The organism is Microvirga rosea (assembly GCF_020595095.1).
GTDB classification, from domain to species: Bacteria; Pseudomonadota; Alphaproteobacteria; order Rhizobiales; family Beijerinckiaceae; genus Microvirga; species Microvirga rosea.
Window position 1 is genome coordinate 429,169 of record NZ_JAJDOP010000002.1, and the last position, 15,133, is coordinate 444,301.

Genomic DNA, 15,133 nt, shown 5'->3' on the forward strand with positions numbered 1-15,133 from the left:
CAGGAACTCTGCGCAAGAATGCCGACTAGAGGTGCCGTCCCGCGTCCCCAGCCAAGCTGGAAAGCGACGAGGGCACGACGAGATGGCGCCTCAGCATGAGAGGGCAAAGCACCCCGTCCTGCTGACGGACCGGGACGATACCGCTCAGGACAGACGCAACCAGCGGCTTATCCCGTGGCGGAGCGCTCGAGGCCAAGCGGCAAAACTCGTCAGGAACCATTTCCTGAGACAGAATCGCGTCCAATTCGTTAGTGGCGGTCATAGACGTTCTCCCCGTCTCCTCACCAACGTGGCGGCTTAGCCTCAGTTCCTGCGGCAATCCGCCCATCCCCGGGCTCGGAAAATTTTTCCGATTTTTGTGGAACCAACCCCTTCAGAGCACGTTTGATGTTCAACCGGCTCAAATGCCCCCTGAGCTGGCACCTTTTAAGGCGCGGTCTCAAGACCGCGCCTTTTCTTTGTTTTGCGGCCAATATCCCAAAAGAAAACGGCGCCCGAAGGCGCCGTTCCCTTGCTGTGACGTGCGATAAGGTTACTGCTTGGGAGCAGCCGAGCCAGTCGCGCCGCTGTGAGCATTCTTGTCGAACTTCGGCGCAGCCTGAAGCTCGGCCTTCGTCATACGCAGAATGACGCGCTCGGGCTCGTTGCTGTTGCTGCTTGCCGAGGTTCCAGAGGTCGTATTGGTCGAACCCGTGGCGTTCACCGCATTGTTGTTCGTCGTCGAGGACGTGCCAGCGGTGGTGTTCGAGGCGGTCGAGCCGGTGGTCGAAACCTTGTTGCCGCTGTTATCGGCGTTGTTCATGGCGTTCACCTGCTCGCGGGTGGCGAACTCCAGGGAGTTGAAGGGAACCGCCACGTCCTTCTCGCCGATCCCCAGGAAGCCGCCGACACCGACCACGGCCGCAACAGCCTGACCGTTACGGTCAACGATGACGTCATTGATGTCGCCGATCGACTCGTTGTTGGCGCTGATCACGCGGGTGCCGATGAGATCGGAGGCCATCATCTGATTGGCCTGCATCTGGGTCATGAACTGACCCTGCATGCCGCTGGATTGAGCCATCGTCGAGGAGCCCGAAGTGCTCATGGAGGAGGAGTTCATCGACGATGAACCGGAATTTCCAGGCTGCATGGCAGGAGAGCCCGTAGTCGTCGAGCCGGAGCCCGTGGCCGCCGGGCGATCCGTTGCGCCCGATGCGCCGGGGGCGGAGGTCTGAGCGAAAGCAGGCGCGGCGAAGAGGGTGGCGACAAGACAGGCAGCCATGTGCTTCTTAAGCATTGCAAGATCTCCTAATGTCAATGATTCGCATTTTTACGCCTGAGCGCGTGCCGATTTAACGCAATCTTAGCGTTGTCGTTCCGAAAGCTGAGATTGAATGAGACAATTTGTACAAATTTATACTACAAAGACCCCGGCACCGCGGAAAATTAAACTCTCTCTATAAATTAAGCACAAAATATTACTTTGCCGCCCACTCTATTTGAGCGACGAAAATGTTCCAATTATTTTTAACGTGGAACCTGCCAGCGCGGTTCCTGATCGCCATGGGCACAGGTCTGAGGTCTTCGCGATCCCTCAGGATGATTTTGGATTGGGCTTCTTGAACAGGACGGATACGGCCCTTCTCATGGCAAAGGTCCGAGGAGAGAGAGGCTCGTCGGCGACCAGACGGGCTCCATCCTGGCGTCGGGCGAGAATGAGACGGCGGTTATGAAAAGCCTCCAGCTCCGGGCGATGTCCGACACTGATGATCGCAGCCTTCGGCAACCGTTCGATGATTCTCTCCATCAGAACGTCCTGGGTTTCCGGGTCGAGAGCCGAGGTTGCCTCGTCCATCACGATAATGTCCGGCTGCTGGATAAACAGCTGAGCGAAAGCCAGACGCTGCTGTTCGCCTCCGGACAAGGTCCGGTCCCATGGTTCCCCCTCGTTGTTGATCCGCTCGGTCAGGTGCCCCAGCCCCGCGCTCTTCAAGGCTTCCGCTACGGCGTCGTCCGAAAGGCTTTCCGTTGGGTTCGGATAAGCGACCGCATGCTTGAGGGTACCGATGGGCACATAGGGGCGCTGCGGCATGAAGAAGAGCTTTGCTCCGCGGCGGATGACGATGTCGCCCTCCCCCCAAGGCCACAAGCCGGCAATCGCCCGGATCAAGGTGCTCTTGCCGGCACCGGATTCACCGACCACCAGGACCCGCTCGCCCGGGCGAATTTCGACCCGGGTCTCTCCCACGACCGCCGTGCCGTCATCCAGGGTGACGGATACGTCGCGCAGCTCGAGGGAAACCTCATCTCCCTCCTCTCTGCGCACGATATGGCCGAGACCCGGCCCTTCGGCCTTTTCCAGTTTGTCGAGGGATACGATAAGGCCGGCCACGCGATTGGCGGACGCTGTCCAGTCCGCAAGCTTGGGATAGTTCTCGACCAACCAGTTAAAGGACTGCTGCACGGTTACGAAGGCGGTTGCCGCCTGCATCACGTCGCCGAGCGACATGGTTCCGGCCAGATATTTCGGCGCGCACAGGATCAGCGGAATGACCGGAGCCAGAACGAAATTACCATAGGAGACGACCGTGGTGCGCAGATACTGGCCGCATAGGGCCCGCCACTGGGCGATGACCTGCCCGAGCGCCCGCGACAGGCCGCTGCGCTCCTCCGGTTCCCCGCCGAGAAGAGCAATGCTCTCCCCGTTCTCGCGCAGCCGTGTGACCGCATAGCGAAACTCGGCTTCCGCCTGGTTCTTGTCTTCGGCCACCTGGACGAACTGGCGCCCGATAACGATCATGGCCGTTGTCGTGATCAGGGAATAGATGACGGCCACGAAAACCAGATACCCTGGAATCGTCACGGCTCGCCCACCGAGATCGAAGGAGATCCCGCCGCCGACCGCCCATAGAACGCCGATGAAGGTAATCGCCGTCAGCACGGCGGTCGTTACGCCAAAGGCGAAATCGACCGGGGATTCCGTGGCGATACGGGTATCGTCGGCAATACGGAATTCCGGATTCTGGTGCTGCCCCTTCACGAGGTTGAGCTGGTAATAGCGGCCGTTCTTCAGCCAGCGGTCGATCTGGTAATCCGTCAGCCAGGCCCGCCATGCGCGCTGCGTGGTCAGTCGCCCCCATACCGATGCGACATTAAACGCGACTGCCGCAAGGGCAAGTGGGACGAAAAGCAAGGCGAGATGCCCGACCAGGGATACATCTCGCTTCTCGAGCGCGTTGAAAATGTCCCGATTCCAGACATTGAGCCGGTATTGGACGAAAAGCTGCCCAAGGATGATCGTAAGGAGAGACAACGTGAGGAACCAGGCCTCGCCACGCCTCACACCTTTCCAAAAACCTGATGCTGCCTGCCAGAACCTCGAAAACAGCCGACGTCTGTCGACAAGCTGGGCCTCGTTCACGCCACTCTCCGGTTACCCCTCAAGCCCTTCAATCCGATCAAGCAGGAATGCGCTCGGATTCCGCAGCCTGAGCAAGACACAGGCTTGGGTTCTGCTCCGCGGAGGCCCGCGCCAGGGGGCTGACGGCCGTCATGCATCCGAATGTCTGAGGGCGACGCTTTTTCTGAGGCTCGTCCTTCGTCTCGCGACGCTCGATAGCCGGCTGCGGAGCTGTGTCCTTGCGCTGCGTCTCAAAAGATACGACCGGACGCCGCGCGCCCTCAAGATAGTTGGCATTCATCACGGAATCCTGGCCAAACAGGATCCGGCCGTCGAAATTTCCAGTCAGGCCGGCAGTATGAGCCTCGTCGCCGACCTGAACAGGGAATGCTGCAGGGCGTTCACGGGGACCATCTGACGCCGGGACAGCAATGAAACTGAGGGCGAAAAATGCGCTTCCCACGGCCCCGATCGTGATCGCAGTCCTGTTCCGCATGGTCCCCTCCGCTCCATTAGCTTGGCTACATCCGGCAGAACAACGCGGCCGTTTCAGTGATGTTCCTGAGCATTTACTTTTCGTAAATAAAAGAACATGAGCGGAACCATCCCTACCACGTCGCGTTTTTTAAGTACCGGCCTCCTGGTCCTCCCCGCATTCCCCTTGTGCATTGGCCGGCACCTTTAAGACGGGCTATGAGCCCGTCTTTTTTTATTTCCACAACGATGATCGAAAAAAGAAATGCCCGGCTGATCACCGGGCATTTACTTAATCTAAGCTTTGCATACGGTCAGGCCGTTGCACGCACCTCGCGGCGGCGCGCACTTTGCTGGAAGAACAAAGCCTGGCTGATCACGGCCGACACGTTCGCCGGCTGGAACGGCTTGGCGATCAGGAAGGCCGGCTCAGGGCGTTCGCCGGTCAGGAATCGCTCGGGGTAGGCAGTGATGAAGATCACCGGGACCTCGAAAGCCTTCAGGAGATCGTTCACCGCATCAAGGCCGGAGCTGCCGTCGGCAAGCTGAATGTCGGCGAGAATCAGGCCCGGACGCTTGGTGGAGGCCAGCTTCACGGCTTCCGTCCTGGTCCGCGCCACGCCGGTGACGTTGTGGCCGAGCCCCTCGACCAAAGCCTCGAGATCCATGGCGATCAGCGGCTCGTCCTCGATAATGAGGATGTCGGTGGCCATGTCGGCGGCTAGTTCGCGGCCGGCCTCATCGACCAGATCACGCACCGCCTTGGTATCGGCATCGAGAATCTGTCCGACCTCTTCCTCACCGAAACCTTCTAGGCAAGAAAGCAGGAAGGCTTGGCGCGGCAAAGGTGTGATCTGCCCCAGTCTGACTTCAGCCGGGAGATCCCGCTGAACTTGCTCGCTACGTCCATTCACCGAAAGGGAATTCCAGATGCGGGTAAAGACCCGGAAGAGCTCCACCTTCACGTTCCCGGAAGGGCCGATGGTATCGGGTTCACTAACGAGAGTTTCGAGGGTAGCAGCCACGTAGGCATCACCCGCCATCTGGCTACCGGTGAGTGCGCGGGCATAACGACGAAGATATGGCAAGTGCTGGACGACAAGCTGCGCTGTCGACATTCGCTTCCCCTTATTTGGTTTTTACGCGGTTCTCTTTACGGATCTTTCCAACTCGGCAGGAGGAAGAAAGTTCCATTTTCGGGAACTCCCGGCAAGAGAATGCGTTATTGCTCGAAAATGAATATACAGATACTGCCAAGGTTAACCATCTTGTATTAGCCTGTGGGTATCACAAGGGGACCTCAATGACGGGTGAGAAGGGGAACAAGCTGGCGCGGGTCATTCCGGAAGACTCCCTAGGCGACAAGCTTGCATCCGAACCACAGCTCGACAAGACCAGCCAGAAGCGTATCGGCGATCAATTGCGTGCCATGTATGACGAGCTGGTGCAGCAGCCTGTGCCGGACCGTTTCAAGGATCTGCTCGAGAAGCTTGAAAAGAGCAGTGCGGAGAAGTCAAAATGACACCGGAGCCGGCCCTCCGGGACGCTCTGCTTGCCGCTGTTCCTAGTCTGCGCGCCTTTGCCATCTCCCTTTCCGGCCAAGTCGACCGCGCCGACGATCTGGTCCAGGACACTCTGCTCCGCGCCCTTTCGAACCTGCACCGTTTCGAACGCGGAACGAATCTGAACGCCTGGCTCTTCACGATTCTGCGCAACCTCTTTCATTCCGAATACCGCAAGCGCCGTCGTGAGGTGGAGGACCCCGAAGGGTCCTATGCGAGCCGCCTCAAGGTTCAGCCCGAACAGGGCGCACGGCTCGATTTCGAGGATTTTCGGGAAGCTCTGGCGAAACTCCCTTCCGATCAGCGGGAGGCGCTTCTCCTCGTCGGCGCCCAGGGCTTCTCCTATGAAGAGGCCGCCAATATCTGCGGCTGCGCCGTGGGGACCATCAAGAGCCGGGTCAATCGCGCCCGCTTTCGCCTCGCCTCCATGCTCAACGTGGACGATGTCGACGATCTCGGCCCGGACAGCATGACCCGGGCGGCCCTCCAGGGCATCAGCTAGGGAAAACCGGCTCATTCACCCTCCATAAGAAAACGCCGCCCTCGGGGCGGCGTTTTCGTCGGTGGAAGCCTGCGTCAAAGCGGGTTTCGCCCGCGCAGCAAACCGATGACGGCGGAGATCGCGAAGAGAACGATCGCCACGAAGAAGATGAGCTTTGCAATCTCGACTGCCGTTCCGGCGATGCCGCCAAAACCGAAGAGGGCTGCAACCAGGGCGATAATCAGGAATGTGACTGCCCAACCAAGCATGATGTTACCTCGCTTACTGATGGATCGGCCGCAGCCGATGATGCGTATTCAACGCGAAGCGCGACTGTAGGGTTCCGTCATTCTGACTCATTTGGCTGCTTCAATATCGGGGATTGAAGTAATGAAAGGAGACCAGAGCAGTATGGAACCCACAAGAAATAGGTACGTTTCCCAAAACACTTGGGAGACCTCTTCGATGAACCGCTCCATTGCCCTTCGTACATTTTTCATGTTTGCTCTGCTGACGTCATTTGCGGCAGTCATCGGCTGGGCGTCGCAGGTCGAGATCGCCGAGATCCTCTTCCTGATCGGAGCCTCGCTTTCAGCGTTGATGTTGTTCTTCGTGTGGGCCAATCCTGCGCCGGCTCCCATTCCGGTTCGTGTCCGCAACCGCCGCAGAATGTGAGACGTGACGCTACGTTGGTTTCGTCCGTGAGAGTTTTGAGGGCGGCCTTATGGCCGCCCTTCTCATGTCAGGACTCGGTCGGCTCGCCGCCGTTGGGATGCAGAACCGATCCGGTGATGTAGGAGGCATCCTCACAGGCCAGGAAAAGATAACAGGGCGCGACTTCGTTGGGCTGCCCGGGCCGCTTGAGCGGTGTATCGGCTCCGAACTTCGCCACCTTCTCCTCCGTAAATGTCGATGGGATCAGCGGCGTCCATATCGGTCCTGGCGCAACGCCGTTCACGCGGATCCCCTGCTCGGCCAGCTTCTTGGCGAGGGATCGGGTAAAAGCCAGGATCGCTCCCTTGGTCGCGCTGTAGTCGAGAAGCTCCGGACTTCCCCGGTACGCCGTCACCGATGTGGTGTTGATGATCGCGGCACCCTTTTGAAGATGCGGCATGGCGGCCTGCGTCATGTAGAAATAGCCGAAGATGTTCGTGCGAAACGTGCGATCGAGCTGCTCCGGGCTGATATCCTGGAGCATCTTCTGCGGATGCTGCTCGGCGGCATTGTTGATGAGGATGTCGAGCTTTCCGAACTGCTTCACGGTCTGCTCGACGGCGGCCTGGCAGAAGCCCGGCTCGCAGACGTCGCCGGCGATCGTCAGACATTGCCGGCCCTCCCGCTCCACAAGCGTCTTCGTCTCCTGCGCGTCTTCACCTTCATTGAGATAGACGATCGCCACATCGGCCCCTTCCCTTGCGAAGAGGACCGCAACCGCGCGCCCGATGCCGCTGTCCCCACCGGTGATCAGCGCGACCTTGTCTTTCAGGCGGCCGCTGCCCGGGTAGCGTGGCTCATAATCAGGCCTCGGGTTCATCTCGGTTTCGCGGCCCGGCTGCTTGTCCTGTGTCTGCGGCGGTAAGGTTTGTTGAGAACTCATGGCATGATCCTGCTGGTTAGAATGAGGCGGATCGCAGGTCCGCTCGATCGAGGAGATGCCGGGCCCAAAGAAAAGCCCGCGTCGGCTTCCCAACGCGGGCCTCCCAGGCGTGTTCCTGGTTTTATGTCATTCCGCCGGATGGGGCTGCTCGGCGGCCGCGGGCTGCCCCGCATGCAGAATGTGATAAAGGATGATGGCTCCGAAGGTGGCCGTTCCGATGCCGTCGAGGGTGAAGCCGCCGAGGGTGAGCTTGAAGTTTCCCGCCCCCAGGATCAACGCCACCGCGACGGTGATGAGGTTCCGCGGATTGGAGAAGTCCACCCGGTTCTCGACCCAGATGCGGCCGGCCGTGGCGGCGATGAGACCGAACACCACGATGGAAAGGCCGCCGAGCACCGGCCCAGGAATGGTGCCGATGAACGCACCGAACTTGGGCGACAATCCGAGGATCAGCGCGATGACGGCCGCGACCACGAAGATCAAGGTCGAGTAGATCCGCGTGACCGACATGACGCCCATGTTCTCGGCATAGGTGGTCATGCCCGTGCCGCCGAAGGCGCCCGAGATCATGGTGGACAGCCCGTCACCCATGAAAGCCCGGCCCAGATAGGGATCGAGATTGCGCCCGGTCATGGCGCCGATCGCTTTGATATGGCCGAGATTCTCCGCAACCAGGATGAGCGCGACCGGCGCGATCAGGCTGATGGCCCGCGCATCGAAGACCGGGCTGTGGAAGGTCGGCAGGCCGAACCACGCAGCCTGACCGACCTTGCTGTAATCGATCGCCTGGCCGAGGCCCAGGATGTTGGCGCACACGTAATAGGCCAGATACCCGAGGGCGCCGCCGATCAACACAGGCAGGCGGCGCCACATGCCCGGCGCATAGACGGCGACAAGGCCAACGGCTACGACGGTCGCCAGCGCGATCCAGCGGGCGAAGTCGGATCCGGCCTGATTGTCCGGCGACGTGCCGGAAGCGCTGGAAATCGCGATCGGAGCCAAGACCAATCCGATCGCCGCGACGATGGCCCCCGTCACGACCGGCGGCATGAGCCGCTCGACCCAGCGGTGTCCGGCCATCTGAACCACGAGGCCGATTAGAAAATAGAGGGCGCCCGCCGCGATGATGCCGCCGAGCGCGAGGCCGATATTCGGGTTGGGGCTGCCGACCGCCGCACCGGTCGCCACGAGCACCGGACCGATGAAGGCAAAGCTCGAGCCGAGATAGCTTGGAACACGCCCGCCGACGACCAGGAAGAACAGCAACGTCGCGATGCCCGAGAACAGGATCGACACATTGGGATCAAAGCCCATCAGGATGGGAGCCAGCACCGTCGCGCCGAACATCGCGACCACATGCTGCAGACCGACGACGATCGTCTGCCCCATCGGCAACCGCTCGTCGGGCATGATGACGCCTTCAGTCTTGAGCGTCCATTTGGGCAGGTAACCTTCAGCCATTTGTCTATTCCCCCGAGCAGTGTTTCTCGGGATTCACCGTAGTCCCGCGAGTGGTGAAATGGCTAGCGTCGGAAAGGACTTATTCACGGCCGCAATGGCAACGGGTCTGGACAAAGCGTCTGTCCGCCGTCACCGTTCGGCCCTTTCCCGGACGAGAGTGAACCATGCGGAAAGACCACAGCCAACCCGAAGGAACAGTCCACAGCCTCTGGATCGAAAGTCCAAGCCTGAAGGGAAACCTGCTGGGCGATCCGGCACGGCGGCGGGTCGACGTCTATGTTCCCGCCGGTCAGGACGGGCGCGGACTCCCGCTGCTCGTGGATCTTGTCGGGTATACCGCCGGCGGCCCGGCTCACACGAACTGGAAGAACTACGGCGAGAATGTCCCTGAACGCCTCGACTGGCTGATCGGCACGGGCGCCATGCCCCCCGTCGTCGTGGCGTTCCCGGATTGCTTTACGCGCCTCGGAGGCAATCAGTACATCGACAGCGCCGCGACGGGGCCCTGGGAGACCTTCCTGATCCGGGAGATGCTGCCCTTCGTGGAAGGGCGGTTCGGCTGCGGCGGCGACGGGCGGCGCGGTGTCTTCGGCAAGAGTTCGGGCGGCTATGGCGCCCTCGTTCATGCCCTGCGCCATGGCGGGTCCGTCTGGTCGGCGGCGGCCAGCCATTCCGGTGACGTGGGCTTCGAATATCTGTATCACCTGGGCGAATTCGCCAACGCGTTACGCCATCTGGCGGAACACGACATGTCCATCGAGACCTTCATCCGGAAGTTCGAAGCGGGTCCGAAGGCGAAGGATGCGGATTGGCATACGATGATGATCCTGGCGCAGGCGGCAACCTTCGACCCGGACCCTGCGGCCTTCTACGGCGTGCGTCTGCCGGTCGACCTCGAAACCTGCCAGATCATCGAGACCCGTTGGGCAAACTGGCTGCGCTGGGATCCCTTGAGGATGGCCGATCAGGAGCCCTGCCGCGAGGCCTTGCGCAAGCTGAAATGCCTTTATGTGGATTGCGGCGACATCGACCAGTACAACATGGTCTACGGCTCGCGGCTCCTCCATCGCAAGCTTGAGGCGGCAGGCATTCCTCACGTGTATGAGGAGTTTCACGACAACCACTCGTCCGTCGATTACCGGATGGATACGAGCCTGCCCTTGCTGGCAAAGGCCCTCACGTAACGGCAGTCTCACGCGCCGCCGGGTTCATCCTCCGTTGGAAGTTCGCAATGGTTATGGATGTCGATGGCGGCCGTGGCCGCATGTCCCATGGCGATAACGATCTGATCCAGCCCACGGACGACATCGCCGGCTGCATAGAGGCCCGGGATGCTCGTCTGACAGTGAATGTCGACGATCAGGCTCCCGGATGAATCGTGTTCGGCTCCAAGGGAGAGGGCCAGGTCGGAGCGGTATTTGAGGCCGAGAGCCGAATAAAGGACATCGAAATGGAGCTCCTTGCCGCCGGCATGGAGCGCCGCGATGCGATCTCCCTCCAGGTCAAGCCGTTCGACCGGGTCCTCGACCACTTTGACCCCGAGGGAATCGAGCTCTTCCTGCCGCTTCAGCGGCTTTTCCAGCCCCTGTCCCAACGTCAGGAGCGTCACGTCCCGCGAATACGTCCGAGCGATGAAGATCGCCTCTCCGAGGCCGTGGTCGCCATAGCCGATCACGGCAATCCGCCGGTCGCGGGATTCGTATCCGTCGCAAATGGGGCAGTAGCGAACAAGGCCCCGCTGAATGGCATTGGGCAGATCAGGAAGATCCGGCTCGATATCGACCCCCCCTGTCGCCAGCAGGACCCGTTTCGCCGCGATCTGCCGGCTCCCGCCGTCGCCTTCGATGACGGCGATAAACCGGTCCGGCTGCTTCTTCAGGCCCGAGACCGTTCCCGACATTGGCTGGACATCATACTGAGCCAGGTTGTCCCGCTGCCGGTCGAGGAGGTCGGTGCCGGAAATCCCTGCAGAGAAGACCGGGATGTTATGGCTCTTCGGGATCCACGCTGCCCGGGGGGCCCCGCCGTCCACGATGACGAAGCGCCGCCTCAGACGGGCGAGGTAGAGCCCAGCCGTCAGCCCCGCCGGTCCTCCGCCGACGATAAGACAATCGAGAACATCTCCGTTCAATGGCACCCCCACCCTGTTGTGCTCTGCGACGCGTGAGTCACAACACTCCAAGGCGGAAAAAGATCGAGGCCGATGCGCAGAAGGCTCGATGACGGCCGGTCAGCGGCGGAACGACGGTGCATCGCCGGACAGGGCGAGGCGCAATCCAAGTCCGATCATGATGACACCGGCTGCCCCCTCCTGCCATGCGATGAGGCCCGGACGCCGTGACAGCCAATTGCCGATGGTACCGGCTCCGAGGGCAACGCCCACCAGGATGAAGAACCCTGAAAGCTTCTGCACGCCTCCCAGAAACAGCAATTGTGCCGTCACGGGCCAGCTTCCGTCCGGATCGACGAATTGCGGCAGGAAAGCCAGCATGAACACCATCGCCTTCGGGTTGGTCAGATTGTTGATCATGCCTTGGCGCAAGGCCACCGCATCCGGAACAGGCTGCGGCGACGTCCGCACGATCTTCCCGTGATGACGGAAGGAGCCGACCAGAAGCTTTCCCCCGAGCCAGACCAGATAGGCAGCCCCCGCCCATCGCAAGAGCTCGAACGCCACCGGCGAGGCCTGGATCAGGGACGTCACGCCGAGCGCCAGCAACGGAAGCTGAACCAGGCCCGCCAGCAATGTCATTCCGATTGCCGTAAGGACAGCTGTGCGACGGCCCTGCCCCACGCCTCGGCTGAGCAGGAGGATCATGTCCGGACCCGGTGCGAGCTGGAGCGCGAGAACGGCCATGTAGAAAGTCAGGAATGTCGGCAAATTGGGCATGGTTCAACTCTCAGGATCCCGAAGCAGGCCTAGACCGTCTGGTTGAGAAGCCCCCGTTGAGCGAGATTCGTCATGAGCGCCGTCAGCCCGAAGGTCCAGGGCTCGCAGGCGGAGCTGGGCCGGATCCGGTTCGTCAGCGCCCCCAGCTTCGGCGCCGCGATGGTCACGATGTCGTCCGGCTTGTGCGTAAAGCCCATTCCGGCCTCGCCACGATCCTGCGTGGGCGCGAACATGGTACCGAGGAACAGCACGAACCCGTCCGGATACTGATGATTGGCCCCCACCGTCTGCGCCACCAGATCCTCCGGATCCCGGCTGATTTTGCTGATGGACGAGGAACCCTCGAGCCGGAAGCCGTCCCGCCCCTCCACCGTCAGGGTCACCGTGGTCTGACGCACGTCGTCGAGGGAGAAGCCCTCGTCGAAGAAGCGGATGAACGGGCCGATGGCGCAGGACGCATTGTTGTCCTTGGCTTTCGACAGGAGAAGAGCAGAGCGCCCTTCGAAATCGCGCAGGTTCACGTCGTTGCCGAGACTTGCCCCGACGATCCGGCCTTCCGCCGTGACCACCAGCACGACCTCCGGCTCCGGGTTGTTCCAGGTGGATTTGGGGTGAATCCCCGCATCCATCAGGGTCCCGACGGCCGACAAGGTCGGAGCCTTGGTGAACACTTCGGCATCCGGACCGATCCCGACTTCCAGGTATTGGCTCCAGGCATTCTGGGCCACGAGCACGGTCTTGAGATCCATGGCCTCCTTCGAGCCGGGCTTCAGGCGGCTGAGATCGTCCCCGACGAGGCGAGTGACCTCGGCCCGGATCGCGGCCGCCGACGAAGCATCGCCCCGGGCGCGCTCCTCGATGACCCGCTCCAGCATGGAAACCGCGAATGTGACGCCGGCCGCCTTGATGACCTGGAGGTCGACAGGGGCGAGAAGCCACGGCTTGGTCGGATCGCGGGTGTCGGGAGACGTATTGGCCAGGATATCGGCGACCGGCGCGATACGCTCGCCCGGCAGGGTCCGCACGGCCTTGGCGGGATCGGGAAGCGCCGCGAGGGCGCTCATGGTGGCGCAGGCGGCGGAAACATCCAGAACGTCGCCGTTTCGAACCACGGCAACGGACGGACCAAGCCCTGGGCGCCAGACACGGCCCGCCAAGGCGCCAGCCTCGTGATCCACCGGAAGTGCCGTCAGAAGATCCCCATATGCCGCTTCGCTCATACCCGATTCCCGCTTTTGAGAGGCGCGCATATTGCCCAGGATTGCCGCCGTTTGTCTTCCCCCGCGGATCCTCTTTCCTCATGCACCTCCCAACGCGCAGAAAGCCGGAAGAGCGACTAGAGGAGGCTCGGCTGATCCGCGCAAAGAACGCCCTCATGAGCGAGCAGCCAGCGCTTTCGGTGAAGGCCGCCGCCATATCCGGTGAGGGAGCCGTCGGCGCCGACGACCCGGTGGCACGGAACGACCACGCTGATCGGATTTGCTCCGTTGGCAAGGCCGACGGCCCGCACCGCTTTCGGCATCCCGAGCCGTGCTGCCAGAGTGCCGTAACTCAGCGTTTGACCGAACGGGATATCCATGAGCGCATTCCAGACAGCCTTCTGGAAGGGCGTGCCCGCCGTCATCCAGTGCAAATCCTTCAGCGCGCTTCCGTCGCCCCCGAAATACGCCTCAAGCGCCCGGCCGATGGGGGCCGGAACGGGTCCGGTTTCGACGGGAAGAGTGCGATACTGAATCCTGAGGCTCCGGCTCATTCGCTCTTCGAACTCCTCGAAGAAAAGGGCGCGCAGAACCTCCCGTTCGTCGACCGCGACGACGGCTGCGCCGATCGGTGTCGCAACCCGGCCGATGATCAAGAGCCGAGGGGCGGCCGCCTCTGTCATGCTGAGCGGAATCATCTGACGGTCCTGTTTCCTTCGTTCGTCAGGCGGCACCATGGACGGAGCCCGCCGCTGCGTCTCGCGGTTTTCGGACATTGACGGCTGTCTCGAAACCGACCGCGTCAGTCGCGACGGCTCAACACCATGTAGGCGGCAGCGGTCCACGAAAATGTTCCACCCCCAAGCCCCTCGCCCGTCGTGGGATCGAAATACTCGCAGAAACCAGCTTTCTCGATAGCCTTGACGGTTCCGTTTTCGATGTCCCGCGCCAGATCCTCGCATCGGTTCAAGCGCAGCCCGTCCGCGATGAGCCAGTTCACGACAGCCCAAACGGGCCCGCGCCAGTATCGTTTCGGCTCGAAAGCGGGAGAGAACGGGGCGGTTGATGGAACGCCGACCGCCATGCCGTCGAGCCATCGGCGCAGCTCCGCCCGAACGGCATCCCGTTGGTTGTCGCTCAGCGCGATCGCCACCAAAGGAATGAAACAGGCCTGTGTCGGAGCCGTGATATCCTGCCCGGAGATCAGGTCCATGGAGACGAAGCGCGACAGGTCCGCCCGCCACTGGCGTGCAAGTCCGTCGGTGAGAAGCTGGTGCATCTGCTCCAGTTCGCGCTGGTCCTCGGCCTTGCCGATGCTCCGAGCCAGAACCAGCAGATCAGCGGTCGCGCGCGCCAAAATCCCGGTCATCTGGACATCGGCAATCTTGAAGGGAGCCGCCTCCCACTGGCGCATCGGATCCCACCCGCAGCCACGATACACATCTACGAGATGAATGAACCGCTGGTAGTCTTCATCACGGGGGCGCATGGAGGCATCCACATGACCCGTGTCCTTGCGGCGGATGACGGTCTCGGTCGAGGTCGGGACACGGGCCAGCGCTTCGTCCCAGGCGGGAGAATTGTCGCTCCCGCTTTCCCATGGATGAAGGATCGACACGAGGCCGCGCGATTCCGGATCGCGGGCGCTCATCCACCAGCGGTGGGACAGCAATGCGCTCCTGAAGAGTTTAAGCGTGCGATCTGCAGCATCCGTTCTGCCTGTCGCAACGGCAGCTTCATGAACATGCCGTAACGCCATGCCGAAGACCGGCGGCTGCGTAATGCCCGAAGTCGGGATCCTGTGGCGTGTTCCCCAGACTTCCGGGCCAGGAAAATAGGTGTCGCTTGGCGCATGAAACACGATGTGCGGGATCATGCCGTCGTCCCATTGTCCCTCGGCCAAGCGTTCCAGCTCCCGGTAAGCCCGGTCGATATCGTAGGTCGCAAAGCCCATGGCGACGAAGGCGGAGTCCCAGTTCCATTGGAAGGGGTAGAGTCGCGCGGTCGGGACCGTGTATCCGCCACGGTCGTTCTGCGCCAAGATGGTCCTGGCGGCGTCCATCATTCCATTCTGTTGCATGTCCATG

At 61.6% G+C, this 15,133-nt stretch carries 17 protein-coding genes; 4 read left to right on the top strand and 13 right to left on the bottom strand.

Annotated elements, in window-relative coordinates:
- Positions 1 to 25 precede the first annotated feature (25 nt).
- The 5 genes from LJD17_RS06395 to LJD17_RS06415 all read right to left on the bottom strand — a co-directional run bounded on the left by LJD17_RS06395 (position 26) and on the right by LJD17_RS06415 (position 4,974).
- The gene (locus LJD17_RS06395) at positions 26 to 262 is read right to left on the bottom strand and encodes a hypothetical protein (RefSeq protein WP_227383319.1); all 237 of its coding nucleotides are present in this window, start codon (positions 260 to 262) and stop codon (positions 26 to 28) included.
- A 270-nt stretch (positions 263 to 532) separates the two neighbouring features.
- Positions 533 to 1,279 (bottom strand): PRC-barrel domain-containing protein, encoded by a 747-nt coding sequence (locus tag LJD17_RS06400; RefSeq protein ID WP_227383320.1) that lies wholly within the window; start codon positions 1,277 to 1,279, stop codon positions 533 to 535.
- A gap of 297 nt (positions 1,280 to 1,576) precedes the next feature.
- Positions 1,577 to 3,403, bottom strand: a complete 1,827-nt coding sequence (locus tag LJD17_RS06405; protein WP_227383321.1) for an ABC transporter ATP-binding protein/permease — start codon at positions 3,401 to 3,403, stop codon at positions 1,577 to 1,579.
- 37 nt (positions 3,404 to 3,440) lie between these two features.
- Positions 3,441 to 3,878, bottom strand: a complete 438-nt coding sequence (locus LJD17_RS06410) for a hypothetical protein (RefSeq protein ID WP_227383322.1) — start codon at positions 3,876 to 3,878, stop codon at positions 3,441 to 3,443.
- Between the two features lie 292 nt (positions 3,879 to 4,170).
- Entirely contained in the window at positions 4,171 to 4,974 is an 804-nt protein-coding gene (locus tag LJD17_RS06415; RefSeq protein WP_227383323.1) for a response regulator, read from the bottom strand.
- A 185-nt stretch (positions 4,975 to 5,159) separates the two neighbouring features.
- Here LJD17_RS06415 and LJD17_RS06420 point away from each other — a divergent pair, with 185 nt between their 5' ends.
- Positions 5,160 to 5,378 carry a NepR family anti-sigma factor gene (locus LJD17_RS06420; RefSeq protein ID WP_227383324.1) on the top strand — a complete coding sequence of 73 codons (219 nt, stop codon included), beginning with the start codon at positions 5,160 to 5,162 and terminating at the stop codon, positions 5,376 to 5,378.
- Entirely contained in the window at positions 5,375 to 5,920 is a 546-nt protein-coding gene (locus LJD17_RS06425; protein WP_227383325.1) for a sigma-70 family RNA polymerase sigma factor, read from the top strand. The genes LJD17_RS06420 and LJD17_RS06425 overlap by 4 nt, the downstream gene beginning before the upstream one ends.
- 74 nt (positions 5,921 to 5,994) lie before the next feature.
- On the opposite strand, the gene LJD17_RS06430 is transcribed toward LJD17_RS06425, so the two are convergent.
- Entirely contained in the window at positions 5,995 to 6,168 is a 174-nt protein-coding gene (locus LJD17_RS06430; protein ID WP_109596226.1) for a DUF1328 domain-containing protein, read from the bottom strand.
- 196 nt (positions 6,169 to 6,364) lie between these two features.
- On the opposite strand from LJD17_RS06430, the gene LJD17_RS06435 reads away from it, so the two are divergent.
- Positions 6,365 to 6,574 (top strand): hypothetical protein, encoded by a 210-nt coding sequence (locus LJD17_RS06435; protein ID WP_227383326.1) that lies wholly within the window; start codon positions 6,365 to 6,367, stop codon positions 6,572 to 6,574.
- Positions 6,575 to 6,641: 67 nt separating this feature from the next.
- Here LJD17_RS06435 and LJD17_RS06440 read toward each other — a convergent pair whose 3' ends face one another.
- Together LJD17_RS06440 and LJD17_RS06445 are read right to left on the bottom strand one after the other, a co-directional pair.
- A complete protein-coding gene (locus tag LJD17_RS06440) occupies positions 6,642 to 7,589 on the bottom strand; it encodes an SDR family oxidoreductase (protein WP_264478277.1) in 948 nt (315 codons plus the stop codon).
- 33 nt (positions 7,590 to 7,622) lie between these two features.
- The gene (locus LJD17_RS06445) at positions 7,623 to 8,957 is read right to left on the bottom strand and encodes a solute carrier family 23 protein (protein WP_227383328.1); all 1,335 of its coding nucleotides are present in this window, start codon (positions 8,955 to 8,957) and stop codon (positions 7,623 to 7,625) included.
- Positions 8,958 to 9,121: 164 nt separating this feature from the next.
- Here LJD17_RS06445 and LJD17_RS06450 point away from each other — a divergent pair, with 164 nt between their 5' ends.
- Positions 9,122 to 10,141, top strand: coding sequence for an alpha/beta hydrolase (locus LJD17_RS06450; protein WP_227383329.1), 1,020 nt, complete (start codon positions 9,122 to 9,124; stop codon positions 10,139 to 10,141).
- An 8-nt stretch (positions 10,142 to 10,149) separates the two neighbouring features.
- On the opposite strand, the gene LJD17_RS06455 is transcribed toward LJD17_RS06450, so the two are convergent.
- The 5 genes from LJD17_RS06455 to LJD17_RS06475 all read right to left on the bottom strand — a co-directional run bounded on the left by LJD17_RS06455 (position 10,150) and on the right by LJD17_RS06475 (position 15,132).
- A complete protein-coding gene (locus LJD17_RS06455; protein ID WP_319799680.1) occupies positions 10,150 to 11,094 on the bottom strand; it encodes an NAD(P)/FAD-dependent oxidoreductase in 945 nt (314 codons plus the stop codon).
- A gap of 93 nt (positions 11,095 to 11,187) precedes the next feature.
- Positions 11,188 to 11,847, bottom strand: coding sequence for a LysE family translocator (locus LJD17_RS06460; RefSeq protein ID WP_227383331.1), 660 nt, complete (start codon positions 11,845 to 11,847; stop codon positions 11,188 to 11,190).
- Between the two features lie 29 nt (positions 11,848 to 11,876).
- Positions 11,877 to 13,067 carry a fumarylacetoacetate hydrolase family protein gene (locus LJD17_RS06465; RefSeq protein WP_227383332.1) on the bottom strand — a complete coding sequence of 397 codons (1,191 nt, stop codon included), beginning with the start codon at positions 13,065 to 13,067 and terminating at the stop codon, positions 11,877 to 11,879.
- A gap of 116 nt (positions 13,068 to 13,183) precedes the next feature.
- Positions 13,184 to 13,744, bottom strand: coding sequence for a methylated-DNA--[protein]-cysteine S-methyltransferase (locus LJD17_RS06470; RefSeq protein ID WP_227383333.1), 561 nt, complete (start codon positions 13,742 to 13,744; stop codon positions 13,184 to 13,186).
- Positions 13,745 to 13,848: 104 nt separating this feature from the next.
- Positions 13,849 to 15,132 (bottom strand): MGH1-like glycoside hydrolase domain-containing protein, encoded by a 1,284-nt coding sequence (locus LJD17_RS06475; protein ID WP_227383334.1) that lies wholly within the window; start codon positions 15,130 to 15,132, stop codon positions 13,849 to 13,851.
- Position 15,133: the final 1 nt, after the last annotated feature.